This is a genomic window from Paraburkholderia fungorum, assembly GCF_046027215.1.
Lineage (GTDB): Bacteria > Pseudomonadota > Gammaproteobacteria > Burkholderiales > Burkholderiaceae > Paraburkholderia > Paraburkholderia fungorum_D.
In genome coordinates, this window is record NZ_JAQQEN010000001.1 from 1,782,362 (window position 1) to 1,805,363 (window position 23,002).

26 protein-coding genes and 1 tRNA gene are annotated in these 23,002 nt (G+C 62.6%); 14 read left to right on the forward strand and 13 right to left on the reverse strand.

What is annotated here, in order from left to right:
- Nucleotides 1-83 precede the first annotated feature (83 nt).
- The 5 genes from rlmB (at nucleotide 84) to PQR27_RS07865 (ending at nucleotide 4,029) form a co-directional block, all read left to right on the forward strand.
- A complete protein-coding gene (rlmB, locus tag PQR27_RS07845; protein ID WP_408523063.1) occupies nucleotides 84-827 on the forward strand; it encodes a 23S rRNA (guanosine(2251)-2'-O)-methyltransferase RlmB in 744 nt (247 codons plus the stop codon).
- A gap of 115 nt (nucleotides 828-942) precedes the next feature.
- Nucleotides 943-1,638, forward strand: a complete 696-nt coding sequence (rpiA, locus tag PQR27_RS07850; RefSeq protein WP_408523064.1) for a ribose-5-phosphate isomerase RpiA — start codon at nucleotides 943-945, stop codon at nucleotides 1,636-1,638.
- 353 nt (nucleotides 1,639-1,991) lie between these two features.
- A complete protein-coding gene (locus PQR27_RS07855; RefSeq protein WP_408523065.1) occupies nucleotides 1,992-3,158 on the forward strand; it encodes a glycosyltransferase in 1,167 nt (388 codons plus the stop codon).
- Between the two features lie 152 nt (nucleotides 3,159-3,310).
- A complete protein-coding gene (locus PQR27_RS07860) occupies nucleotides 3,311-3,610 on the forward strand; it encodes a type II toxin-antitoxin system HigB family toxin (protein WP_408523066.1) in 300 nt (99 codons plus the stop codon).
- On the forward strand, nucleotides 3,607-4,029 hold the full coding sequence (locus tag PQR27_RS07865; protein WP_408523067.1) for a helix-turn-helix domain-containing protein: 423 nt from the start codon (nucleotides 3,607-3,609) through the stop codon (nucleotides 4,027-4,029). The genes PQR27_RS07860 and PQR27_RS07865 overlap by 4 nt, the downstream gene beginning before the upstream one ends.
- Before the next feature lie 130 nt (nucleotides 4,030-4,159).
- Here PQR27_RS07865 and PQR27_RS07870 read toward each other — a convergent pair whose 3' ends face one another.
- A complete protein-coding gene (locus PQR27_RS07870; protein WP_408523068.1) occupies nucleotides 4,160-5,545 on the reverse strand; it encodes an undecaprenyl-phosphate glucose phosphotransferase in 1,386 nt (461 codons plus the stop codon).
- Between the two features lie 35 nt (nucleotides 5,546-5,580).
- Nucleotides 5,581-6,315, reverse strand: a complete 735-nt coding sequence (locus tag PQR27_RS07875) for a Crp/Fnr family transcriptional regulator (RefSeq protein WP_007182187.1) — start codon at nucleotides 6,313-6,315, stop codon at nucleotides 5,581-5,583.
- A gap of 1,152 nt (nucleotides 6,316-7,467) precedes the next feature.
- Between PQR27_RS07875 and PQR27_RS07880 the strand changes: the two genes are divergently transcribed.
- The 4 genes from PQR27_RS07880 (at nucleotide 7,468) to PQR27_RS07895 (ending at nucleotide 11,245) form a co-directional block, all read left to right on the forward strand.
- Nucleotides 7,468-8,001 (forward strand): GNAT family N-acetyltransferase, encoded by a 534-nt coding sequence (locus PQR27_RS07880; RefSeq protein WP_408523069.1) that lies wholly within the window; start codon nucleotides 7,468-7,470, stop codon nucleotides 7,999-8,001.
- Nucleotides 8,001-9,044, forward strand: a complete 1,044-nt coding sequence (locus PQR27_RS07885; RefSeq protein ID WP_408523070.1) for a hypothetical protein — start codon at nucleotides 8,001-8,003, stop codon at nucleotides 9,042-9,044. The genes PQR27_RS07880 and PQR27_RS07885 overlap by 1 nt, the downstream gene beginning before the upstream one ends.
- Nucleotides 9,045-9,386: 342 nt before the next feature.
- Complete coding sequence (locus tag PQR27_RS07890) at nucleotides 9,387-10,106, forward strand: FadR/GntR family transcriptional regulator (RefSeq protein WP_408523071.1); 720 nt, start codon at nucleotides 9,387-9,389, stop codon at nucleotides 10,104-10,106.
- A gap of 137 nt (nucleotides 10,107-10,243) precedes the next feature.
- Nucleotides 10,244-11,245 (forward strand): Gfo/Idh/MocA family protein, encoded by a 1,002-nt coding sequence (locus tag PQR27_RS07895; protein ID WP_408523072.1) that lies wholly within the window; start codon nucleotides 10,244-10,246, stop codon nucleotides 11,243-11,245.
- 66 nt (nucleotides 11,246-11,311) lie between these two features.
- Here PQR27_RS07895 and PQR27_RS07900 read toward each other — a convergent pair whose 3' ends face one another.
- The 7 genes from PQR27_RS07900 to PQR27_RS07930 form a co-directional block, all read right to left on the reverse strand.
- On the reverse strand, nucleotides 11,312-11,971 hold the full coding sequence (locus PQR27_RS07900) for an amino acid ABC transporter permease (RefSeq protein ID WP_408523073.1): 660 nt from the start codon (nucleotides 11,969-11,971) through the stop codon (nucleotides 11,312-11,314).
- Between the two features lie 136 nt (nucleotides 11,972-12,107).
- The gene (locus PQR27_RS07905; protein ID WP_408523074.1) at nucleotides 12,108-12,902 is read right to left on the reverse strand and encodes a cystine ABC transporter substrate-binding protein; all 795 of its coding nucleotides are present in this window, start codon (nucleotides 12,900-12,902) and stop codon (nucleotides 12,108-12,110) included.
- 172 nt (nucleotides 12,903-13,074) lie between these two features.
- On the reverse strand, nucleotides 13,075-14,136 hold the full coding sequence (locus PQR27_RS07910) for a quinone-dependent dihydroorotate dehydrogenase (protein ID WP_408523075.1): 1,062 nt from the start codon (nucleotides 14,134-14,136) through the stop codon (nucleotides 13,075-13,077).
- Nucleotides 14,137-14,263: 127 nt separating this feature from the next.
- Complete coding sequence (locus tag PQR27_RS07915) at nucleotides 14,264-15,085, reverse strand: arginyltransferase (protein ID WP_408523077.1); 822 nt, start codon at nucleotides 15,083-15,085, stop codon at nucleotides 14,264-14,266.
- 116 nt (nucleotides 15,086-15,201) lie between these two features.
- Nucleotides 15,202-15,939 carry a leucyl/phenylalanyl-tRNA--protein transferase gene (aat, locus tag PQR27_RS07920; RefSeq protein WP_408523078.1) on the reverse strand — a complete coding sequence of 246 codons (738 nt, stop codon included), beginning with the start codon at nucleotides 15,937-15,939 and terminating at the stop codon, nucleotides 15,202-15,204.
- Between the two features lie 9 nt (nucleotides 15,940-15,948).
- Nucleotides 15,949-16,494 carry an NUDIX hydrolase gene (locus PQR27_RS07925; protein WP_408523079.1) on the reverse strand — a complete coding sequence of 182 codons (546 nt, stop codon included), beginning with the start codon at nucleotides 16,492-16,494 and terminating at the stop codon, nucleotides 15,949-15,951.
- Nucleotides 16,495-16,861: 367 nt separating this feature from the next.
- Nucleotides 16,862-16,938, reverse strand: a tRNA-Met gene (locus PQR27_RS07930).
- Nucleotides 16,939-17,182: 244 nt separating this feature from the next.
- Between PQR27_RS07930 and PQR27_RS07935 the strand changes: the two genes are divergently transcribed.
- Nucleotides 17,183-17,680: a heme-degrading domain-containing protein gene (locus tag PQR27_RS07935; RefSeq protein ID WP_408523080.1), complete on the forward strand. Its 498-nt coding sequence runs from the start codon at nucleotides 17,183-17,185 to the stop codon at nucleotides 17,678-17,680.
- 10 nt (nucleotides 17,681-17,690) lie between these two features.
- On the forward strand, nucleotides 17,691-18,023 hold the full coding sequence (locus tag PQR27_RS07940) for a DMT family transporter (RefSeq protein ID WP_408525434.1): 333 nt from the start codon (nucleotides 17,691-17,693) through the stop codon (nucleotides 18,021-18,023).
- Nucleotides 18,024-18,056: 33 nt separating this feature from the next.
- Here PQR27_RS07940 and PQR27_RS07945 read toward each other — a convergent pair whose 3' ends face one another.
- The gene (locus PQR27_RS07945; RefSeq protein WP_408525435.1) at nucleotides 18,057-18,440 is read right to left on the reverse strand and encodes a hypothetical protein; all 384 of its coding nucleotides are present in this window, start codon (nucleotides 18,438-18,440) and stop codon (nucleotides 18,057-18,059) included.
- Nucleotides 18,441-18,498: 58 nt separating this feature from the next.
- A complete protein-coding gene (locus PQR27_RS07950) occupies nucleotides 18,499-18,696 on the reverse strand; it encodes a hypothetical protein (RefSeq protein WP_408523081.1) in 198 nt (65 codons plus the stop codon).
- Between the two features lie 321 nt (nucleotides 18,697-19,017).
- Here PQR27_RS07950 and PQR27_RS07955 point away from each other — a divergent pair, with 321 nt between their 5' ends.
- Complete coding sequence (locus tag PQR27_RS07955) at nucleotides 19,018-19,302, forward strand: DUF1488 family protein (RefSeq protein ID WP_408523082.1); 285 nt, start codon at nucleotides 19,018-19,020, stop codon at nucleotides 19,300-19,302.
- Between the two features lie 53 nt (nucleotides 19,303-19,355).
- On the opposite strand, the gene PQR27_RS07960 is transcribed toward PQR27_RS07955, so the two are convergent.
- On the reverse strand, nucleotides 19,356-20,354 hold the full coding sequence (locus PQR27_RS07960) for an NAD-dependent epimerase/dehydratase family protein (protein ID WP_408523083.1): 999 nt from the start codon (nucleotides 20,352-20,354) through the stop codon (nucleotides 19,356-19,358).
- Between the two features lie 129 nt (nucleotides 20,355-20,483).
- Here PQR27_RS07960 and PQR27_RS07965 point away from each other — a divergent pair, with 129 nt between their 5' ends.
- Both PQR27_RS07965 and PQR27_RS07970 read left to right on the forward strand, forming a co-directional pair.
- Nucleotides 20,484-21,299, forward strand: a complete 816-nt coding sequence (locus PQR27_RS07965) for a TetR/AcrR family transcriptional regulator (protein ID WP_408523084.1) — start codon at nucleotides 20,484-20,486, stop codon at nucleotides 21,297-21,299.
- 47 nt (nucleotides 21,300-21,346) lie between these two features.
- Nucleotides 21,347-22,486 (forward strand): enoyl-CoA hydratase/isomerase family protein, encoded by a 1,140-nt coding sequence (locus PQR27_RS07970; protein WP_408523085.1) that lies wholly within the window; start codon nucleotides 21,347-21,349, stop codon nucleotides 22,484-22,486.
- A gap of 81 nt (nucleotides 22,487-22,567) precedes the next feature.
- Here PQR27_RS07970 and PQR27_RS07975 read toward each other — a convergent pair whose 3' ends face one another.
- Nucleotides 22,568-22,993: a hypothetical protein gene (locus PQR27_RS07975; protein WP_408523086.1), complete on the reverse strand. Its 426-nt coding sequence runs from the start codon at nucleotides 22,991-22,993 to the stop codon at nucleotides 22,568-22,570.
- Nucleotides 22,994-23,002 lie beyond the last annotated feature (9 nt).

Genomic DNA, 23,002 nt, shown 5'->3' on the forward strand with positions numbered 1-23,002 from the left:
TACTCAGGCACTGAAGTACCCAAACTCGTATTCATCACAGCAGCGCGCCTCCCGGGCGCGCTCAATCAAAGGTTGTTTCAGTCATGGCACGTCTCAAGGTTCTATACGGTTTCCACGCGGTGACCGCGCGTATGCGGCACGACGCGTCGACGGTCGAAGAGGTCTATTACGATGCGACGCGCAAAGACCGCCGCATGACCGAGTTCCTGCATGCGGCGAAAGAAGCCGGCGTGCGTCTGATCGCGGCCGACGAGACGCGTTTGTGGGGTCTCGCGCATACCGAGCGTCACCAGGGCGTGGTCGCGCGCGCGGGCGACATGCCGCTCGCGCAGAACCTCGCCGAGCTGCTCGACGGCATCAACGGTTCGCCGCTGATTCTCGTGCTGGACGGTGTCACCGATCCGCACAACCTCGGCGCCTGCCTGCGCGTCGCGGATGCGGCCGGCGCGCATGCGGTGATCGCGCCACGCGATCGCGCGGTGGGTCTGAACGCAACGGCCGCCAAGGTGGCGAGCGGCGCCGCCGATACGGTGCCGTACATCACGGTGACGAACCTGGCGCGAGCCTTGCGAGAATTGAAGGACGCGGGCGTATGGGTGGTCGGCACGGCGGGTGAGGCGACCAGGAGCCTGTACGACACCGAACTCGACGGTCCGGTCGCGCTGGTCATGGGCGCAGAAGGCGAGGGTATGCGGCGTCTCACGCGCGATACCTGTGACGTGGTCATGCAGATTCCGATGGCGGGTACGGTCGAAAGCCTGAACGTTTCCGTGGCGAGCGGCGTGTGCCTGTTCGAAGCCGTGCGGCAGCGGGCGGTGAAGAAGTAAATCAAGGCGCGCCGAACCCGCTTCGGCGCTCTTCCGGGCGGGCATGCCCGATAAATCCGGCATTGGCGCGCCACTCCGGTAAACTTGTCGTTTTCCCTGCCCGCCTGCATTTCTCATGACCCAAGACGAACTCAAGCAACTGGTCGGCCAGGCCGCCGCCGACTATGTCAATGCCAGCGTGCCCGAAGGCGCGATCATCGGTGTCGGCACCGGCTCCACCGCGAACTGTTTCATCGACGCGCTGGCCGTCAACAAGGGGCGCTATCGCGGCGCGGTGTCGAGCTCGCTCGCTACCACCGCGCGCCTGCAGTCGCATGGCATCAAGGTGCTCGATCTGAACGAAATCGATTCGCTGCCCGTGTACGTGGATGGCGCCGACGAGATCGACCACAGCGGCGCGATGATCAAGGGCGGCGGCGGCGCGCTGACGCGCGAGAAAATCGTCGCGTCGGTGTCGGACGTGTTCGTCTGTATCGCCGATGCAAGCAAGCTCGTCGACACGCTCGGCAATTTCCCGTTGCCGATCGAAGTCGTGCCGATGGCGCGCACCGCGATCGGCCGCCGGATCACGGCGCTCGGCGGCGTACCTGTCGTGCGCGTCACGCAGGAAGGCGTGCCGTTCATCACCGATAACGGCAACGAGATCATCGACGTGAAGGGGCTGCGCATCAGCGATCCGCGCACGCTGGAAATGCACGTCAACGCCTGGCCGGGCGTGGTGACGGTGGGCCTGTTCGCGGGACGTGGTGCGAATCTGTGCCTGCTTGGTACGGATACCGGCGTCGAGACGATCGAATACAGCAGGACCTGAGCAGAACCAGACCGTAGCCGCGCGGTTGAAAATTCAACGCGAATTTCAACCCCCGGCTGCGGCAATCACCGGGCGCACTGCCGCCATCCCTTCGACGATCGCCCGCCCGAACCGCTCGAGCCGCGTCGACCTCCGCAGAATCCCATCCATCGCTTCCATCCACACGGGCACGTCGTCTGACAGCTTGTGTAGCAGACCCGCTTCCCCCGCCTGGCTTCGCAGGAGGCGAATGACGAGCCATCATTATTCGCGCACTGTCGCGCGTCGAATGTGGGCATGCGCACGCACGGTAAGGAATGCCCCACATACACTCGTTCCAATAGCCATCGGGCGACTACGATAGGTGGGAGAACATGAAAGTGGCGATCGTGCACGACTGGCTCATCGCGCCAGGCGGAGCGGGGAATGTGCTCGAACAGATCATGGAGTGCTATCCCGATGCCGATCTTTTCAGCCTCGTGGATTTTCTGGAGGACCGCAGGCCACTGGGCGGCAAGCCAGTGAAGACCTCGTTCATCCAGCGCCTGCCATTTGCACGGCATCATCACCGCGCTTATTTGCCATTGATTCGCCGGGCCGTCGAACAGTTCGATCTGTCGACTTACGATCTGATCATCACCAGTTCGTATACGGTCGCGGGAGCTGTGCTGGTCGGCCCCGATCAGACCCACGTGAGTTACGTGCATTCGTCGATGCGCGACGCGTGGGACCTTCAGCATCAGTACCCGCGCGAAGCGAAGCGGGCGCGCGGGCCGAAGTCGTGGGCCGGGCGCGCCTGGCTGCATTATCGGCGGGGTCGGGATTCGTATTCGGCGAATGGCGTGGACCGGTTGATCGCGAGTTCGCAATGCGTCGCACGGCAGGTGATGAAGACGTATCGGCGCGATGCCGCGGTCATTGCGCCTCCCGTCGACGTGCAAAAGTTAGAACTCAACGCGCGCAAGGAGGCGTTCTATCTGACCGTCTCACGCATGTTGCCGTACGAGCGCATCGATCTGATCGTCGAAGCTTTCACCGCGACGCCGCACCGTCAACTGGTCGTGATCGGCGACGGCCCTGGCATGACGGCGATTCGGGCCAAGGCCGGCCCGAATGTGACGATCCTCGGCGAGCAGCCGTTCCCGGTGCTCAGCGATCATCTGCAGCGGGCGAAAGCCCTGGTACTCGCCGCTGAAGAAGATTTCGGCGTGGTCGCGCTCGAAGCGCAGGCATGCGGCACACCGGTTATCGCATTCGGCAAGGGCGGAGCGCTCGACACGGTGGTGCCAGTCGGCGAAGCGTATCCGACCGGTGTGTTTTTCCCGTGCCAAACGGTCGTGTCGATGCTCGACGCCATCGATCGCTTTGAACGTCAATGCGATTGGATCACGCCGGTTGCGTGTCGCGCGAATGCAGAACGTTTTTCGGCACCGCTATTCCGGCGCGCCTTCATGAGTGAAGTGACGCGCACGATCGCGGCAGCCAGCTCAGTTGATCTGTCTCATTATTCGCGTATTGCGAACTTCGCAAAGTGCGAATAAAATAGCTTTTGTTGTATCGCAGGAGGCCGCCACTGGCGGTTGCTAGCCGTTCGGACTATGCCGTCCGGCCGGCTATCGGTATCGATCCGTGCCTATTAGCCTTGCAGGCAGAACACGCATGTTCATGTGCGTGTATTTGCGAGGATAAAACGATGCGGGTCATTTCGAAGAAGGCATTGCTGGACTTTATAAGGCGGCATCCGGATGCGCGCAGCGCGCTATTGACATGGTTTTCACTGGCGCAGGCTTGCATCGCGTATGGCTATAACGACCTGAAGCAGACGTTCGCCCGCGTGGACTACGTGCCACCGCAATACACCGTGTTCGATGTAGGCGGCAATCGTTTTCGGATCGTGGCGGCGATTCACTACAACAGGCAGTCGCTATTCGTTCGTCATGTACTGACGCATGCGGAATACGACCTTTGGACGAGGAAGAATCTAAACTCATGAACGCCGATCGCCTTCCGGGAGGCTTTCCCGACATCGCTCAGACCTGGGTCGCGCTGCGATCCCAGCTTCCTCTCACGCCGATTCGCGACGAAACGGACCACCAGAAGATGGTCGGGCTCGCCAACGAGCTCGCCGACCATCTGAAAGGCAACGAAGAAGACCCGCTTGCCGATCTGTTCGCAATCGTCACCGACCTGATCGAGAGCTGGGAATCGAGCCACGTAACGATTCCGAAGGCGGAGCCGCGTGAAGTGCTGCGGCATCTGCTGGAAACTCACGGGCTCAAGCAGAAGGACTTGATGGGTATCGCGTCGCCTACCGTGGTGAGCGATATTCTGGCGGGCCGGCGCGCCATCAGCAAGAAAGTGGCAAAGGCACTCGCCGTGCGTTTTCATACCGACGTGAGTGCGTTTCTGTAAGCGCGGCGCAACGTTTGTCTTGCGTTGCGCTTAGGGCAGCGGCGGATCTGCTGGCCGCCGGGTCGGCCGGCTGTCAGGTCTGCCCGTTTTCCTCGTTCCATTCACGCTGTGCTGATTCAGGCCGGCAGATTCAAAACGCGTTTCGCCCGCCAAAGCCCTTGAAAATGGTGATGAACACGATTTTCATGTCGAACCAGAACGACCAGTTGTGGATGTAGAACAGATCGAACTTGACGCGCGCTTCCATCTTCTCGACCTTGGTGGTGGCGCCGCGATAGCCATTCACCTGGGCCCAGCCGGTGATCCCCGGCTTGATCCGGTAGCGGTGCATATAGCCGTACACCAGGTCCTTGTAGAGATCGTCGTGCTCGATGGCGTGCGGACGCGGGCCGACCACTGACATCTGGCCAAGCAACACATTCAGGAACTGCGGCAGTTCGTCGAGGCTGGTGCGGCGCATGAAGCCACCGAGCTTCGTGACCCGCGTGTCGTTGCGGGCGGCCTGCGTGAGTTGCCCGTGCGCTTCATGATGAACGGTCATCGAGCGGAATTTGTAAATCGCGAACGGCTGGCCGTCCACACCTTTACGAGTCTGGCGGAAGAACACCGGCCCCGGCGAGGTCGTCTTGATGCCGATCGCCAGCACCATGAAGACCGGTGCGAGCGCCAGCAACGCGGCCGTCGCGAACAGCCGGTCGAAAATCAGCTTGGGCCACATCTGTGGCGGCGAGAGGGGCGTCGCGCTCAGATTAAGGGTCGGTAAACCGACGACATCGACCAGCGCGTGATTGAAAAGCGAGAGGCTGCGCACATCGGGAATGAAACGCAGATTCACGAAGTCATGCCGGAAGATATGCGTGAAGCGATAGATCGTATGCTCTTCTGACAGCGGCAAGGCGAGCCACACTTCGTTGACATGCTCTTCGCGCACCTTGGCGGCGAACGCATTCAGATCCATCAGCACCGGCAGGCGGTTCAGACGTTCGCCGAAGGCGCCGGCACCCTCGACGCTGGTATTGAATACGAAGACCGGTTTGAAGCCGGCTTGCGGTGCATGTTCAAGATGGGCGAGCAACGTGCGCGCAAATCCAGGTGCACCGACAATCGCCACTGTGCGCGCGTTCATGCCGCGCCGGCGCAAGATGCGCAACGCCACATGTACGATGCACTTCGTGGCGATGATCAGGACACCGGAAATGAGCGTCCAGTATCCGAACCACAGGCGCGAGAGCGCATCCATGCGGTGCAACGTGAATGCCAGCACGACGGAAGTGGCAGCCACCACCAGCCATGCGGCGCCGACCCGCGCCAGCATCAACGGCAGTGCTTTGCCGCGCCACGTTTCATACACGCCGAAGCCGGAAAACAGCAATAGCACGAGCACACAATTGAAAGCAATCAGCAGCCGCTCAGTGTCCGACAGCGCGAACGGAGTCGAAAAGCGCATTCCGTGTGCGAGCAGTCCGCCCGCGACCACAAAGAGCGCATCGAGGAATCGCGCAGTATTCCTGAACATATGGATCTGTCCAACGTTTGGACGCGGCACACCTTTTATTCGACAGCTTCAGCCTGGCGCAATCGGGGCAGAAGGCGGTCGAATTCGCGCTTGACGAGGCCATAGCACTCGCAGGCACGCGCTTCGAGGCCTTTGCGGTCGAGCACCTTGATGTGGCCGCGGCTGTGATGAATCAGGCCTTCGTCGTGCAGCTTGCCGGCCGCTTCAGTGATGCCTTCGCGGCGCACGCCGAGCATGTCGGCGATCAGTTGCTGGGTCACGGTAAGATCATTCGATGCTACGCGATCCACCTCGATCAGCAGCCACCGGCACAGTTGCTTGTTCAGCGCATGATGGCGATTGCACGCAGCGGTTTGTGCTACTTGCGTGAGGAGAGCGTGCATGTACAGCAACATCAGCCGGCGCAGGAAGTCCGAGCGTGCAAACTGCTGCTTGAGCGCCTGTGCGCTCATCCGGTACGCGAAGCCCGCGCACTGTACCTGCACGCGGTTCGGCATGGTTTCGCCGCCGGTGAGCACCGGCACGCCGGTCATGCCTTCGCGGCCAACCGCGGCGATTTCCACGGAGCTGCCGTCTTCCATCGTCGAGAGCATCGAGATGATGGCAGTGGTCGGGAAGTACACGTGATGGATGCGTTGACCAGAGTCGCACAGCAACTGTTCGGTGCGCAGATGAACCAGTTCGAGGTGAGGGGCAAGCGCTTGCCACTCGTGGGATGGCAATGCGCCGAGCAAATGATTGCCGTGCAGATCTGATTGAAGTGTCAACATGATCGGTCCTCGCGTGAAGTCGCGCTCTGCGTGACTTCCTGTTTTTGATCCGATGCCTGCACCCTTTAAAAACAGCGTGCTGCCTGGCGAGCAGCAAGGGAAAGCAGGAACGGCCCCGTATTGGCCTTAATGCGTCACCACCGTTCTTGTTGGTATCGTTCCGGCGACGCGGTGTTGCGATCTCTCTTTAGCGAGGAGCGTGCCAACGATGACGAAAGCGAGCGCTGGTGCGGCGCAGCGAAGCATGGCTTAGCGCCGCGCGAAGCGAAACGTATCTTTTTGTTTCAAATCTGTACAACGACTTCGCAATACGGCGAGTTAGTGTCGAATCTCTAAGTGCGCGCCAAGTCTTTGATCGGATTGGATTCCCGGGTGCTGGGAGGGGCTTCGCAGGCGGTGTTGCAGCGACGGAATCACCCGCGTGGGCGCGTTGTGAGGGGGCGTCCGGGATGTGCCGGAATTGATTCAGATGTGTTCTATACGCCGTGTACGCTGCCGTACCGATGATCCTATTGGCGCGCGGGAAGTCGCTTAAAAACCGACAGTGACGCACTGAAACAAACAGACGAATACAGGCTGCGCGACGATTTTCGCACCTTGCGAAGGAAAACCTAGATCAGGAAGACACGCATCCGTCGAAGATGGCGGATAACGCATGGGTCGGACTTACTTCATCGGGTCACGCCACACTTGTTGCGTCAGCGTTAAACGCCGGACTCGATGCAAGTGCAACGATAGTCGTCAGAGGAATAAGCGGTGCGACGTCAACGCGATTCGGTAGCAGGCGGAATCAGTCACGCGCGAGTCACGCGCGGCGCAAAAGCAAGCGCCAATGATATGAAGGAAGCGTCCTCCTGTGCATGCAACCACGGCAAGGGCCGTCCGCACTGCGAAGGGTCGGTGGCGTAACGCGCCTGTTTTTGCGTTGCTTACGCAGTGTGCGCAGCCGTTCTGAGACGTCAGACGATGTCGTGTTCCGACATACCGTATTTAAGATTCGCGAAAACCCGGGGTCGGTGCGATGCCGCACGGAACCACGTGTTATGCGGACGTACCGTGTAGCCATGACAGCGGGCGGGCCTGACGTGCCAGCCGTTCGCGGGCAACTGACGGCGCCTGCTTCGCCGAACCTGAATACCGTTGAGGAACGTGATGAACTGGAAAACGCTGGAATTCGAGCAGCTTTCGGCGCGCGAGTTGTATCTGGTCCTGCGTGCGCGTAGTGCGGTATTTGTAGTCGAGCAATCGCATGTATGCCTCGACGCCGATGGCCGTGACGAGCATTCGCTGCACCTGTTCGCGGTCGAGGACATGTCGCGGCCCATGCCCATTCTCGCGTACGCGCGCCTGCAACCCGGCGATGCGGAAGACCCGGAAATCACCATCGACAAAGTGCTGACGAGCCCGCTGCGGCGTGGCGACGGTACCGCGGAGCAGCTGATCGAACGCGTGCTGCACGTCATTGCGGAGCGTTGGCCGGGACATGCCGCGCGCGTGAACGCACCAGTCGGCTTGCGCGACTTCTACGAGCAATTCGGCTTTCGCAAGACGGAAGGGCCGTACCTCGAGCATGGTGTGCCGTTCATCGGTCTGACGCGCCAGGTGCGTGGCGGCCAGCCCATCTTCAGCGCGCGCCGCCGCGACCGTCACGGTCTCGCAGGCGTCAATACGTTCGAGTTGCTGTGATGGCGCGCACGCTGATCACGCCTTCCACAGCGGAAGTCACGCGATTGTCGTCGCCGGGCAGGCCACGCGTGGTACCCCGCGAGGTGCTTCTGCCCATTGCACCGCCACGCAAGCGGTCCAAAGGCGTGCGTCATCCGACCCGTTTGCCGCTGCTCATGTTCGCCGCGACGTTGGCGTTGATGCTCGTGCATCAGGGTGGGCTGGTCGAGTTTTTCTATCCGCTTTGCGCGTTTGGCATTGCCTTGCTGTTTTACTGCCGCTCGCCCGCCCACTATCTGGGCTTCGTCTGCTGGCTGATGTTCCTGACGCCGGAGGTGCAGCACCTTGCGGACTTCGTCAACGGTTCGTCCAATGCGCAAAGCGCGCTGCTGGTCACGCCGTTGCTCGCCGTCGCGCTGACAGGCTTCACCTTGCTCAAGCACATCGCATTGCTTGGGCACCACCGTGCGATGCCTCTGATGTTGATCGTGATCGCGCTGCTCTACGCCTATGTGGCGGGCCTCGCCCAGGTGAGTCCGGCGGACGCGACGTTCGCGCTGATCAACTGGCTGTATCCCGTATTGGTGGCGTTCTACCTCATGGTGACATGGCGCCACTATCCCGGGTACCAGCGGGTGTTGCTGAAGACGCTGGTGTATGGAGGCCTTCTGATGAGCGCGTACGGCGTGCTGGAATTCGTTTGTCCGTTACCGTGGGACGCATTCTGGCGGATCGCCTGGAAGCTGGTAACCGCAGGCCAGGTGCCGTTCGGCACACGTGCGAGCAGCGCGATGATGGGGTGGCCAGGCACGCTGCTCTACGCCACCGGCATTTTCATGTTGCTGTGGCGCGCGTTCAGGGCGAGCCGCCTGCGCTCCAACGACCTGCTTGCAGTGTGCGGCGTCGGCGTGGCGCTGGCGATCCTGTCGATGATGATGCTGGTCGATACGCTGAACGGGCTATCAGGCATGCTGTTCTTCATCGGCGTGACGCTGCCGGTGATTTCGCTGCGCCATGCGCGTGCGCATGCACGCCACCCTTCAGTATCCTCGGCCTCAGTCTGATGACGCGCGACAAGCTGCCCATGCTGCCCCTGTTTTCGCGCATCCGTCCGGATGTTTCGCGTCAGACAATTCATCTCACTACGTGCGTCTTCGCACGATGCAAATTCTTTAACGAAGGCACGCTTGTCACGCAAGCTTATGGCTCGTCAAAACGTGCGGCGTTACAGAGACGAAACAATTCTTCAGAGGGATAACCCTGTCAGGACGTTTCCCAACTGGCGCAACCGTTTCGATGCTAGCAACGTATGTCTGGATAACTACGCAACGCTTAAAAAAACGACATACGAGGGCCGCTTGATCAACAGGCTACGCGGGGGCAAACACCGCTTCGGGGAGAGTGTCATGGAACAGGCAAACAAGGATCGATCGCTGGTCAGCAAAGTTATGGACGGGCTCGTTACGGGCATCGTCGAGGAAAAATACGGCGCCATACTGCCACCGCAGGATGTGCTGTCGAAGGAGTTCGACGTCAGCCGCACCGTCATGCGCGAGGCGCTGTCGATGCTGCTCGCGCGCGACATGCTGGACGTGCGCCCGAAGATCGGCACGCGCATCCGGCCGATGAGCGATTGGCGCATGATCGACGAGGACGTCGTGAACTGGCGTTTTCGCGCGAAACCCGATCCGCTGTTCCTGCGTGACGTGATCGAGTTTCGCATCCTGATCGAACCGCGTGCATCGGCGCAGGCCGCCGCGCGTGGCAGTGCGGCGGACGTCGCCGCGATTCGCGAGGCGTTCGAAGCGTTTCGTGTGATCCGCCCCGGCGAGGCTGCCTATCAGGCGGCCGACGAACTGTTCCACACGCGTATCGTGGTCGCGAGCGGCAATCAGTTCTTCAAGCAGATGGCGGCGATCATTCGCGGCGCGCTGTCGACCGTCAATCCCATCGTCAACGCGAGGGAAGGGCTGTGGGAGTCGGCAGTGAATTCGCACCAGCGCGTGGTCGAGGCGATCGAACGGCGTGACCCGAAGGAAGCGGAGATCGCCTCGCTGGCGATGATCGACTACACCGCGGTTGAAATCGGCACGGATTTTCCGTCGGAACCGCCGGCGCACCGCTAACCGCGGCGGCCACGGCAAGCGTGGCTTGTTTCCTGCAGGACCTCGCATGACGGACGGCGTGGCGATATGTCTGCGCATGCGCGGATGGCTTGCGCGACAATAGCGCCTGTTCTGAACTGCACGGACCCGAAGTAACGATGACAATCGCAAGCCAAGACGACCCCTCGGGGGAAGCACTGATTCGCTGGGGTATCGTCGGGACGGGCCGCATTGCCCGTCGTTTTGCGCAAGGCCTGGCTCACGTGCCGCACGCGCAACTGAGTGCGCTGTGGTCACGCCGGGTCGAACCGGCCACGGCCTTCGCCGAAGAATTCGGCGGCGAGGTGTGCGCGAGTTTCGACGCGCTGCTCGCAAGCGGTATCGACGCTCTCTACATCGCCACGGTCCAGGACAGTCACGCCGATTACGCGATCGCGGCCATGCAGGCTGGTCTGCACGTACTGTGCGAAAAACCCGCCACCATCAACACCGCGCAGCTCGAACGCATACTCGACACCGCACGTGCCACGCAACGGCTCTTCATGGAAGCGATGAAGCCGCCGTTCTATCCGCTCTACAGAAAGTTGCGCGCGCATCTGAATGCCGACCCGATCGGCGACGTGGGTCTGGTGCGCGCCGGGTGCTCGGTGCCGGGTGTGCCGGACGATCATCCGTCGTTGTCGTTCGAGCATGCGGGCGGCGCGTTGCTCGATATCGGCGTCTACGAGATGTTCCTGGCGGTCGACTGGCTCGGCGCGGCGCGCGAGGTGCAGACGCTCGGGCGGCTCGGTTCGACCGGCGTCGACATTTTCGCGAGCCTCAACAGCCAGCATGAGCGCGGCATCGCGCAACTCTTCTGCGGGCTCGATCTGCATGGCAAGGGCGACGCCTTGCTGATGGCCAAAGGCGGCCACGTCACGATTCACGAACCCTGGTGGAATCCGGCGCGCGCGACCATCCGGTACGCCGACGGCCGCGTGGTCGAACTCGACGAGCCTTTCGAAGGCGGCGGTCTGAACTACGAGACCGCGCATTTCTGCGAGCTGATCCGCGCGGGGCAACTGCAAAGCCCGCTGATGCCGCATGCCATTTCGTTGCAGATGATCGCGATGGCCGACGCCGCGCGTGCCACGCTGGGGCTGAAGTTCGCAGGTGAATGAAGCGGCGCGCAAGACACATTGAGCGTCTGCTGAAGGCGCAGCGTGTGCCGCCGCGCAGCGCGCCGCTCAGTGCCGCGACGGCAGCGCGAGGCGCCGTTCGTACCAGCGCTGCACCCATTCGAGCACCTGACACAGCACCCAGTACACCGCGGCTGCCGCGAGATAGAGCGGCAGCGGCTGATAGGTCGAGGCAATGATCTCCTGCGCGCTGCGCAGCAGTTCGGTCACCGTAATCACGGACACCAGCGACGTATCCTTGATCAGGCTGATCAAACTGTTCGACAGACTCGGCACGGCGATACGCAAGGCCTGCGGGGCAATGATGTAGCGCAGCGTCTGACGCCGTGACAGGCCGAGGCTATACGCGGCCAGCCACTGGCCCTTGTGAATGCCCAGAATCGCGCCGCGCATGCTCTCCGACAGATACGCCGCCACATTCGCCGACAACGCGATCACGCCGGCGGGCGTCGGCTCGAGCGAGATGCCGAGACTGGGCAAACCGTAATAGATCACGAAGATCTGCACCAGCAGCGGCGTGCCGCGGATCAGGCTCACGTATACGCGGGCGATCCAGTTCAGCGTGCGGCTGTGACTGATGCCCATCACGGCGAGCGCGGCGCCGGCGATGAGGCCGAAGAACATCGACAGAACCGCGAACTTGACCGTCAGGACGGCACCCTGTGCGAGCACAGGAAGCGATTGGACGAGCAGGGAAGTGGTGGACATGAGCGAGGTCTGGTTGGCGCGGCAAAGCGCACATCATAAACTTTGGCGGGCGTATCAGCCGGTGGATGAGCGGACGATCAGAAAAGCGAAGGGCGGCATCGTCAACGATGCCGCCCTTCGTTTCATTCAGCCTGCCTTACTTGATCGGCTTGCTGACGTCGATACCGAACCATTTGTCCGAGATCTTCGTGAACGTGCCGTCCGCTTCGAGCTGGGTCATTGCGTCGTCGATCGCCTTGGCGAATTTCGGATTGCCCTTTTTGAACGGAATCCCCGACGGGTTGCCGGTGCCGACCGTCGCGCCGGTGCGCAGCGGCAACTGCGAGTTCTTCATCAGATAGGCGAGCATCAGGCGGTCGTTCAGCGCCGCATCCAGACGGCCGGCGGCCAGATCGCGCAGATACTCAGGCGCGCCCGGATAGGTCTTCACATCGATGCCCGGCACCGACTTCGCCATGTCCATGTAGTTCGTGCCCAGACCGACGCCGAGCTTCTTGCCCTTCAGGTCGTCGAGCGACTTGAACTGACGGTCGTCGTCCTTGCGCTGGATCAGTTGCGCAGCCGAGTACGTATAGGCCGGCGAGAAATCGAGCGCCTGCTTGCGCGCGTCCGTAATGCCGACCTGGTTCGCAATGATGTCGAACTTGCCCGCCTGCAGACCGGCGATGATGCCGCTCCATTCGGTCGTGACGAATTCCGGCTTCACGCCGAGCTTGGCGGCCACGGCTTTGGCGATGTCGACGTCGTAGCCCACCAGTTCGCCGGACGGCGCCTTCGAGTTGAACGGCGGGAAAGTGCCTTCGAGGCCGACGCGCAGCGTGCCGCGTTGCTTGACCTGGTCGAGCAGGTCGTCGGCATGGGCCGCGACAGCGGTGAACGACGCGCCGATCAGGCCGGCCAGTACGATCTTTTTCAGCAAGCCAAATTTCATCGTGTTCCTTTATTCGATTGGCGTTTTAGCAGACGAAAGCATAACAAGACAGACTATCGAAACCTAAATACTGTTTGTTTATGTCTATATTACGGGGCTGCGGATTGATCGGGCGCCGTGCGTTGGGCGCCGTGCGTCGGGCGCCGCGCGTCGAGAGCCGTGCGCTGCGCGCTCAGCGCAGTGCCTGCGCGCATTCGGCCACCAGCGCCGGGCCGCGGTAGATGAAGCCGGTGTACAGCTGCACCAGCGATGCGCCTGCCGCGAGCTTCGCACGGGCGTCCTCGCCGGAGAAAATGCCGCCCACGCCGATGATCGGCACCGCTTCGCCGACTTCGGCGCGCAGCTTGCGGATCACTGCGTTCGATGCGTCGAACACCGGCTTGCCCGACAGGCCGCCGGCTTCGTCGCCGTATTGCATGCCGGTGACGGCGGAACGCGACAGCGTGGTGTTGGTGGCGATCACGCCTTCGAACTGGTGACGCAGCAGCGTATCGGCGATCGATTTGATCTGCTCGTCGTCGAGATCCGGGGCGATTTTCAGCGCAAGCGGCACCAGCTTGCCGTGCATGTCGGCGAGACGCAGTTGCTTGTCCTTGAGCGCGGCGAGCAGTGCGTCGAGTTCGCCCGCACCTTGCAACTGGCGCAGATTCTTCGTATTGGGCGACGAGATGTTGACCGTCACGTAGCTGGCGAACGGGTACACACGTTCGAGGCAGTACAGGTAGTCTTCGGCGGCGCGCTCGATCGGTGTGTCGGCGTTCTTGCCGATGTTCAGCCCGAGGACGCCGCGATAGCGCGCGGCCTGCACGTTCCTGACGAACTGGTCCACGCCCGCGTTGTTAAAACCCATCCGGTTGATGATGCCGCCCGCCTGCGGCAAACGGAACATGCGCGGCTTCGGATTGCCCGGCTGGGCACGCGGCGTGACTGTGCCTACTTCGATGAAACCGAAGCCGAGTGCGGCCAGACCGTCGATGCAGGCGCCGTCCTTGTCGAGGCCGGCGGCGAGGCCGACCGGGTTGCGGAACGTCAGCCCCATCACGGTGCGCGGCGCATCCGGCACGTGCGGCGCGAGCGCGCCGGCGACGCCGGTGCGGCCAGCGGCGCCAAGGACGCGCAAGGTCAGGTGGTGAGCGTCTTCCGCGTCCATGCGAAAGAGTTGGGCGCGTACGAGCGGGTAGAGGGAACTGAACACAGGGCGAAGCCGGGCGGCCGGAAAATGGGAACCCGCCATTTTACCGGCTTTGGGGCATTAATGAGATCGAGCGTGAGATCGAGTCGCGGGCGCGACGGGCGGCTGCCTGGGCTTGCGCGTTTGCGTGTATCCGCGTATCGGCGGACATTGCCCCAGGCCAAGGATGCTACGGCCGCACCGGCCCGCGCTTGCCGTGAATGGCCAGATCGACCGGTGGGAGGTCTACGCCGGCCGGGTCGAGCACTTGCCACGCGCCGTCGATCAGGCCTTCGAGCGGCCGGAAATTCGCCTTGTACGCCATCTTGGGACTCTCGCGTATCCAGTACCCGAGGTACACGTAGGGCAGCTTCAGGCTGCGCGCCTGCTCGATCTGCCAGTAGATGTTGTAGGTGCCGAAGCTGCTGCGCGGCAGATCCGGCTCGAAGAACGTATAGACCGACGAGAGCCCGTCGCCGAGGATGTCGATCATGCTGATCATGCGCAGGATGCCTGGCGCTCGTGGATGATCCGGCAGCGGCTCGCGGAATTCGACCAGCCGCGAATTAATCCGGCTTTGCAGCAGGAACTGTTCGTATTGATCGCGACTGTCGCGGTCCATGCCGCCGCCCGCGTGCCGCGCTGACTGATAACGCATGTACAGCGCGTAGTGCTCTTCGTCGTAGTGGAGCGGCGCGACGCTGGCAATCAGTTCGCCGTGCTTCTTCCAGACGCGACGCTGCGTGCGGTTCGGCTCGAACTGGTCGACCGGCACGCGTACCGGCACGCACGCCCGGCAACCGTCGCAATACGGACGATAAGTGAATACGCCCGAGCGCCGAAAGCCCGCCTTGACGAGGTCCGTGTAGACGTCGGAGTTGATCAGATGGCTCGGGGTGGCGACTTGCGAGCGGGCGATACGCCCGTCCAGGTAGCTGCAGGGATAGGGCGCCGTTGCATAAAATTGCAGCGCGGAAAGCGGAGAAAGAGGCAGCTCGTTGGGATGAGTCACGTTGGCAGCTCTCGAAGCGTCTCTGGTAATGCAAACCCGGCGTGCCTTGCGGCTCGTGACCCGCGCGCAATGCGCAGCGGATCCGGATTCGGCCCGATTCTTTCTGGTCTGTCTCGTTACGCCGCCGGCGCGACGACCTCGAGCAGTACGGTCTTGTCGAAGCGCCATGGCATCGGCTCTGCGTCGACAGACGCGCGAACATGCGCGATGAACGCCTTGCGCGCGATCTCGCGACCGCCCAGCGACGCCAGATGCGACGTGTTCTGCTGGCAGTCTATCATTTCTATTTTGTGACGGCGCAAGTGTCCGACAAGCGCGGCCAGCGCCATTTTCGACGCATCGGTGACGTCCGCGAACATCGATTCGCCGAAGAACATCCGGCCAAACGACACGCCATACAAACCGCCTACGCGCTTGCCCTCGAACCAGGTTTCGATGCTGTGCGCGTCGCCTGCCCGATGCAGAGATGAATAGGCTTCGACCACGTCGGCGGTGATCCACGTACCACGCTGACCGCGTCGCGGCGCTTGCGCGCAAGCGCGCATCACGGCGGCGAAGTCGTGATCGACGCGGATTTCCCAGGCGTCCTCGCGCAACACGCGCTTGAGGGTTTTGCGCAGCGACGGCGACAGTTTGAATTCGGTGGGACGCAGGACCATGCGCGGATCCGGGCTCCACCACAAGACCGGCTGGCCGTCCGAATACCACGGGAAAATGCCGCGCCGGTACGCGTCGATCAGGCGCGAAGGCAGCAGGTCGCCGCTGGCGGCGAGCAGACCAGGTGCGCCGCTCGCCGCGCCGAGCGCGCGTTCAACGGATGGAAACGGATCGTCAGGTCCGAGCCAGGGAACCATGCGTGCCGCTCAACCTTCGCGCAGCGAGCGGAAGATATCGCCCGTGTGCAGGCCGAAGCTGCCGGCGACGCGGTCGGCGAAAAAGAAACGCAGGGTCTGGCCGACCGTGGGAAAGGCGATCTCGTCCCACGGAATCTCGTGCTCCTCGAAGAGTTTCACTTCGAGGCTTTCCTCGCCGGCCTCGATGTCGAGATCGAGCAGGCGCGCCATATAGAACAGATGCACCTGATGCACGTGCGGCACGTTCAGCAGCGAAAACAGGTTCTGTACCTCGACGCGCGCGCCGGCTTCCTCCAGCGTCTCGCGCGAGGCGGCTTCCGCTGTGGTTTCGCCCATTTCCATGAAGCCCGCGGGCAATGTCCAGTAGCCGTAGCGCGGTTCGATCGCGCGACGGCACAACAGCACCTTGTCGTCCCAGACCGGGACGGTGCCGACCACGTTGCGCGGATTCTGATAGTGCACCGTACCGCAACTGCCGCATACGAAGCGCTCGCGGTTGTCACCCGGCGGAATGCTCAGGCTGACGCCGTGGCCGCAGACAGAACAGAATTTCATAGGAAGGGGACGAGAAAGGGTGATAGGAGTTTATCACTGGGCCGGAAGTTTTCTGAGGTCCGGGCATGACGGTGTGCTGGCGTCGGCGCGCGCGTCGGTTAGTGGCGGCAGGAAGCGGGGCCGATCTGTTTGGAGTGCAGATGAAATCAAAGTGGAGCGGCGGCGATGGGCGCCTGTGTGCAAGCACGCTTCGTACGGCGCGGCCTGACCTGTTGTGTCGAAGATTGGTGCGTCGAAGAATATTTCTTTGCGTGGCTGGCTAACCGCGGAACAGGGCAGAACGAACCGGGAGCGGAAAACAAAAAAGGCCTGCCGGTGGGGCAAGCCTCTGATGATGTTTTCGACGTTTCGAACCCACTTGAATACTTGGTTGCGGGGGTAGGATTTGAACCTACGACCTTCGGGTTATGAGCCCGACGAGCTGCCAGACTGCTCCACCCCGCGTCCGTCGAAGAAAAGATTATAGGGCAAAGCGCGGATCCTTGCAATAGCTGTTTAAGAACCGACTTCAATGAGCGCACGCGCGGGGTTTCAAAGCGTGGCCCTGCGAGTCCCGAAGTCGCGCTACGCATGGACGGCGTCGCATGCTGGAAGGTCTTGATCAGGCACTGCGCTAGAATTCAGCTTCCCTTCGCGCGCCGGCATGCCGTTCGGCGCGCGCCTCACTTCTTACCTTGCTCTGAACTCCATGGATATCGCTCACGATCTGCAGGTCATCGTCGCTCAGGAAAAAGCGCTGGTGTTTCCCCACTTCGATGCTGACCGAGCATGGCAGGTCGGCGCCTATCTGCACGAGGTCGCCAAGGCGCGTGGGATTGCCGTCGCCATCGACGTGCGCACGTTCGGTCAGCCGCTGTTCTTCAGTCTGCTCGACGGCGCGACGCCGGACAACGTCGATTGGGTGCGCCGCAAGAGCAACACGGTCGCGCATTTGCGGCGCAGCTCGTACGCCATCGGCCTGAAGATGCAGCAGGCGAGCAGCACGCTCGCCGACAAGCACGCGTTGCCGGCCACGGAATATGCATCGCATGGCGGTGCGTTCCCATTGACGGTGGCAGGCGCCGGCGTGATCGGCTCGATCACGGTGTCCGGCTTGCCGCAGCGTGCCGATCACGAACTGGTCGTGGAAGCACTGTGCGCACATCTCGGCCAGGACTACAGCAAGCTCGCGCTGGCAAAGGCCTGAGCCGATGCGAGTGCCTCCTTATGCGCTACTCGCCATTGCCATCGTTGCCGAAGTCATCGCGACCTCAGCGCTGCGGGCGTCGCAGGGATTTTCGCGGCTCGTGCCCGCGGTAGTGGTGGTGCTCGGCTATGGCATCGCGTTCTATTGCCTGTCGCTCACGCTCAGGAGCATTCCCGTCGGTATCGTGTATGCGGTGTGGTCCGGCGCCGGCATCGTGCTGATTACGCTGGTGGCGGTGGTGATGTACCGGCAGGTGCCGGACCTGCCGGCGATTATCGGGCTCGGCCTGATCATTGCCGGTGTTGCCGTGCTGAACATGTTTTCAAAGATGCAGGCGCACTGAAGCGCCGTTCAGACGCACTGCGGTTGCAGTGCTTTACTTGCAGCGCACGATCATCGAGCGGTTTTTCACGTTGGCCGAGACGACGTTTGTGACGCTCCCGCCGGCCGTGCCGCCTTCGTCGTTATCTTTCGACACGATGTCATAGCCGGTCGCCCCGCATGCATTGCCGGCCTGCACGTAGCACGAGGCCCAGCTCGAGCCGGCGTCGGCACCGCTGCAATTCACCGCAAAACCGGTCTGGCCATTCGGCAGATTGATCAGCGAGGTGGTGTTCGACGATGCGCAACCGCCAAGGCCCGCGCCGAGCAGCATGGCGGCGGGCAGGGCAGCGTACAGGGACGCCCGGCGGACCAGAGCAAGCGCTGCGCGGCTGGATCGGAGGTGGCCGGAGCGGCGCAGGTGCGTCGTGAAGTGCATCGTGATGTTTCCTTTCAAATAGATATTCATGGCGTGCTACGCACGGCGAGGGCGGCCGTCAAGGTTCGGCCGACTCGATCGTGATGCCTGCCGCGCTGACCTGCCGGCGGCTTTCCACGCCTTTTTCAGTGGCCGCGTCTTCCCAGATGCTGATGGCTTTCGGAATGTCGATGCCGTGACTTTCGGCGTAGGCAAACCATTTGGTTGCCGCATCCGGTTCGGGCAGTTCGTGGTTTTGCAGAAAATATTTTCCCATATTGCGCTCGCTGAACTTGAAAAGGCGGCAGCACGGACCGTGCCGGTGATCCTGTTCGACCGGTTGAAGCGGCACAAGTGCAACCGGATGGTTCGATTTCCGCGGGGCCGCCCCGGCTGGGAAGCTTGCTCGAATCCGTCGACGCGCAGCGCTGAGAAGCGCGCTGCCTTGATCGGGCAGGCCGCGTGCAACATGGAGGAAGACGGCGTGGCAGGCTGGACCGCGATGCGGGCGGGCGAGTACCATATCGGCGTTACTCGAGCCGGCCGGCCTGTTCCGGCCGGCGCCCGTCTTGTGCCGGATCCTTCTGATGAGGCGACCATGGAAATTCGGTTTCCCGCGGACGCGCCTGCTTACCGCGACTCCAATCTGACCGTTGTGTTTCCCGTGCTGGTCGACGGCGAACCGGTGCCGTGCGCGATTTCGGTCGAAGCGCTCGAAGATCACTTCGGCGCCTACACCGAGGACCTCGAAGGTTGGATGCGAGCGTTCGACGCTGGACGTACGCGCATCGAGGCCGTAGCGCGCGAACATTTGCAGATCAGCAACGGCACGCCTGTCCTGCTCAGGAGCGGCCACTTTCCGCCTGGCAACGTGGCGGGCTGATCCACCGCCTCATCTCCCGCTTCAGACACTCCTGTCGCGCAAAACACCTGCCATCAGGCGGTTTTCGCGGTAGTCCGGCGCGCCGTGGCATTTGCCGATGCCGCCTGACGCGCGGCTTCGAACGATTGCCGGATGCCGTCCCTGTACGAGGTCCTGGCGATCGGCCCGATCAGCTGGGTCAGCGCGGTGTCGTCGAGCACAAGCGGTTCGGTCATCAGGTAATTCATCTCCACCAGCTCCCGCATTAGCGGGTTGAAGAGGCCGAGCACGCGCAGCATGGTCTTGCCGGCCACCATCAACTTTGGTGCGCGGCCCGCCAGCGCATAGGCCTCGCCGGCCACGTCGCGCTGCGCGATCGTGCCGGCGCCGGCCAGATGGAGCCAGCGGCCATACGCCTCTGGCGTGCGCGTGAGCGTCTCGACCACCGGCCCGATATCCGGCAGGTAAATGAATTCGTGCGGCACATCCACCGGACCGAGCACTTGCGCGCGCTTGCCGTGCGCGGCGCCCTCGAACACACCGTTGAGCAGACTGCGCTCGACGCCCGGGCCGTAAAAATCGGGCAGACGTAGCACCAGCGTGGCGAGACCGTTGCGGCCGTGCGCCGCCAGCACCAGATTTTCCTGCGCGAGCCGCATCTTGCCCTTGAACGTATGCGGCTCACGCGGATGTTCCTCGCTCACCGGATTGCTACGCGCGCGGCCGTACGGATAAACCGTGCCGATCAGAATGAAGCGTTCGACACCCGCTGCCGTCACGCCGGCGAGGGTTTTCTCCATCAGCGGCGGATGCGCGGCGAACTGGTCATACGGCACGCCGACCAGGTAGATCACTGTCTGCAGGCCCGCCGCGGCCGCGCTGATCGACGCTGGATCGTCCGGATTCCACGTGACGATTTCCGCGCGCGGATCATGACCGAAGGCCGCCTCGAGCGGCGCACGCGAGCGGCCGACCACGCGGTAATCCCGGCCCGCCGCGCTCAGAGCGGCCGCAATGCTTTGACCCGCCGCACCCGCGGCGCCGAATAAACCGGTTTTTCCTGTGGCTTGCATGACGACTCCTCGAAACGGCACGAATCGCGCCGGGTGTTGATTGACTTGAGAAAATTTAATGAACGGTGTTCAGTAAACGGTGTTCAGTTTAATTTGACTTTTCAGTTTGTCAACCGGAAAATGTTCGTCATGGGAATCGCTGAACGAAAAAACCGCCAGAAGCAGGCACTGCGCGAACGCATCCTCGATGCCGCGCGGCGTATCGTGATGCGCGAAGGCTTTGCCGCGCTATCCATGCGCAAGATCGCCGACGCCATCGAATATTCGCCGGCCACGCTGTACCTGCACTTTGCGAGCCGTGACGAGATTGCGCAGGCGTTGTGCGCGGAAGGCTATGCGCAACTGCTGGAGACCTTCGTGCCGCTCGCGCAGATCGTCGATCCGGCGGAACGGCTCAAGGCGCTCGGGCGCGCGTATGTGGCGTTCGGTGTCGCGCATCCGGAAACCTACCGGCTGATCTTCATGGAAGATCCGAGCTATACCGGCGCGGCGCTCGGTGGCAAGGCCGCGTCTGCCGCAACGGCCGCTCCGGCTACCTCCGCTGCCGAAGACCTGCCGCCAGCGGTGGAGGGCGGCGCACCGCCGAAACCCGTCGACGACCCGGGCGACGCAGCACTGCGCATCATGATCGACGCGCTCGAACAGCTGAAAGAGGCGGGGCGCCTGTCCGTATCCACGGACGTGGCGGTGTGGGCCGAGGCGTTCTGGGCGACCATGCACGGCATCGTCGCGCTCAATCTCACCTGCCCGGTGTTTCCGAGCGCACCGCTGGATACAGTGGTCGGCGTCGCACTCGATGCCTGGCTTGGTGCAGCGCCGCCCGGCGCCGCCAGCCCTTCGCGGGAACGTAAGAAGGCGGCTAAAACGCCGCCTGACTCCGTCACCGCATCTGCAACGTCACCCGCCACAAAAAAGCCCGCCAGGGCCAAAGCCGCGAGTGCGTGATAACGTTCTGTTCCAATTTCATTTTGCGCCGTCGCGCTTAGCTCTCCATGTCCATTTCCGCCTCGCCCGCCTCGCCCGCCTTTAGCGACGAAGTCGCGACTTACGTAGCCAACCACATCGGTTTCATCGAACTGGAGCGGCCAAAAGCGCTCAATGCGCTGTCCACCGGCATGATTCGCGCGATGCACGCGGCGCTCGACCAGTGGCGCGAGGACCCGGACGTGTTCGCCGTGGTGGTGCGCAGCCAGCATCCGCGCGCGTTCTGCGCGGGCGGCGATATTCGCTTTCTGTACGAGTCGGCGCAGCGCGGCGAGCATGATGTCCGCGATACCTTTTTCACCGGGGAATACCGGCTCAATCACGCGATCTTCACGTATCCGAAGCCGTATATCGCCTTGATGAATGGCGTCGTGATGGGCGGCGGCATGGGCATCTCGCAGGGCGCGCATCGTACTGGCGGACTGCGTGTCGTGACCGATTCAACGAAGATGGCGATGCCGGAGACCCGCATCGGTCTCTTTCCCGATGTTGGCTCGAGCTGGTTCCTGTCGCGCACACCGGGCGCGCTCGGGCGCTATCTGGCGGTCACCGGCGAGACGATCGGTGCGGCCGATGCGCTTTATGCGGGCCTCGCTGACGCGTATATCGACGATGCGGCGCTGCCCGCGTTAGTGGATACATTGCGTAGCGAAGTGTTCGAACGGGGCGCGGATGTAGTGGCGTGCGTGGCGCGCGAGACGCAGGCGTATCAGGTCACGCCGGCTCCCGAGGCTTCGTCGCTGGCGCATACGCGCGCATTGATCGACCGGCATTTCGCCTTGCCCGATGTCGCGCAGATTCTCGCTTCGCTCGCAAAAGAGCGCGAGGGCGAGGCGGCCGATTGGGCCGAACAGACAATCGCCGTGTTGCGCGAACGCTCGCCACTGTCGATGGCGGTGTCGCTGGAAGTGGTGACACGCGCCGAGGGCTCGATGGCCGATGTGCTGCGTTGCGATCTTGACCTGACGCGTACGAGCTTCGCGCTGGGCGACACGGTTGAAGGGATTCGCGCGCGCATCATCGATAAGGACAACGCGCCGCGCTGGCGCTTCGCGCGCATCGAAGACGTCGGCGCCGCCGACGTGGCCCGCATGTTCGAAAGCCCGTGGCCGGCAAACGAACACCCGTTGCGCGATCTGCACGGCTAGGCGGCGGCCACTACAGCGATACACGCTATGCGGATGCCCGCAACGGCATAGCGTGGTTGTATTCAGGCAGGCAGCGAGGCCTCAGTCTTCATATTCGCTCGCCATGAACGCGCGCATGAATACGAGTGCGCCCCAACCCCACATCGCGTTCGCCGCGAAACCTACCGCGAGGCGCGGCAGCATGTTGCCGCTCGGCCAGATGCCGCGCAACGGATCGACCACGAACACGCTCGCCGCCGTCAGCACGATGCCGCCGAACACGAACGCCGGCACCCACGGTGCGTGCCGTTCAGGCGCGACGCGCAGGAGCCACGCCATCAGCACCGCCCAGAATGCGCTCCAGATCGCGTTGGCGATGAATTCGGGCAGCCCGAGCGGTAAAAACGGTGCGGTGGAAAAACCGGTGGGGTCGATCAGGCCTGCTGCATGCAGCAGCGCGAGCGTCGATTCATGAAAAAACAGGGAAGCCAGAAAACCGGCGACGAACGGCAGGATGAGTTTTTGCATGCATTGCAC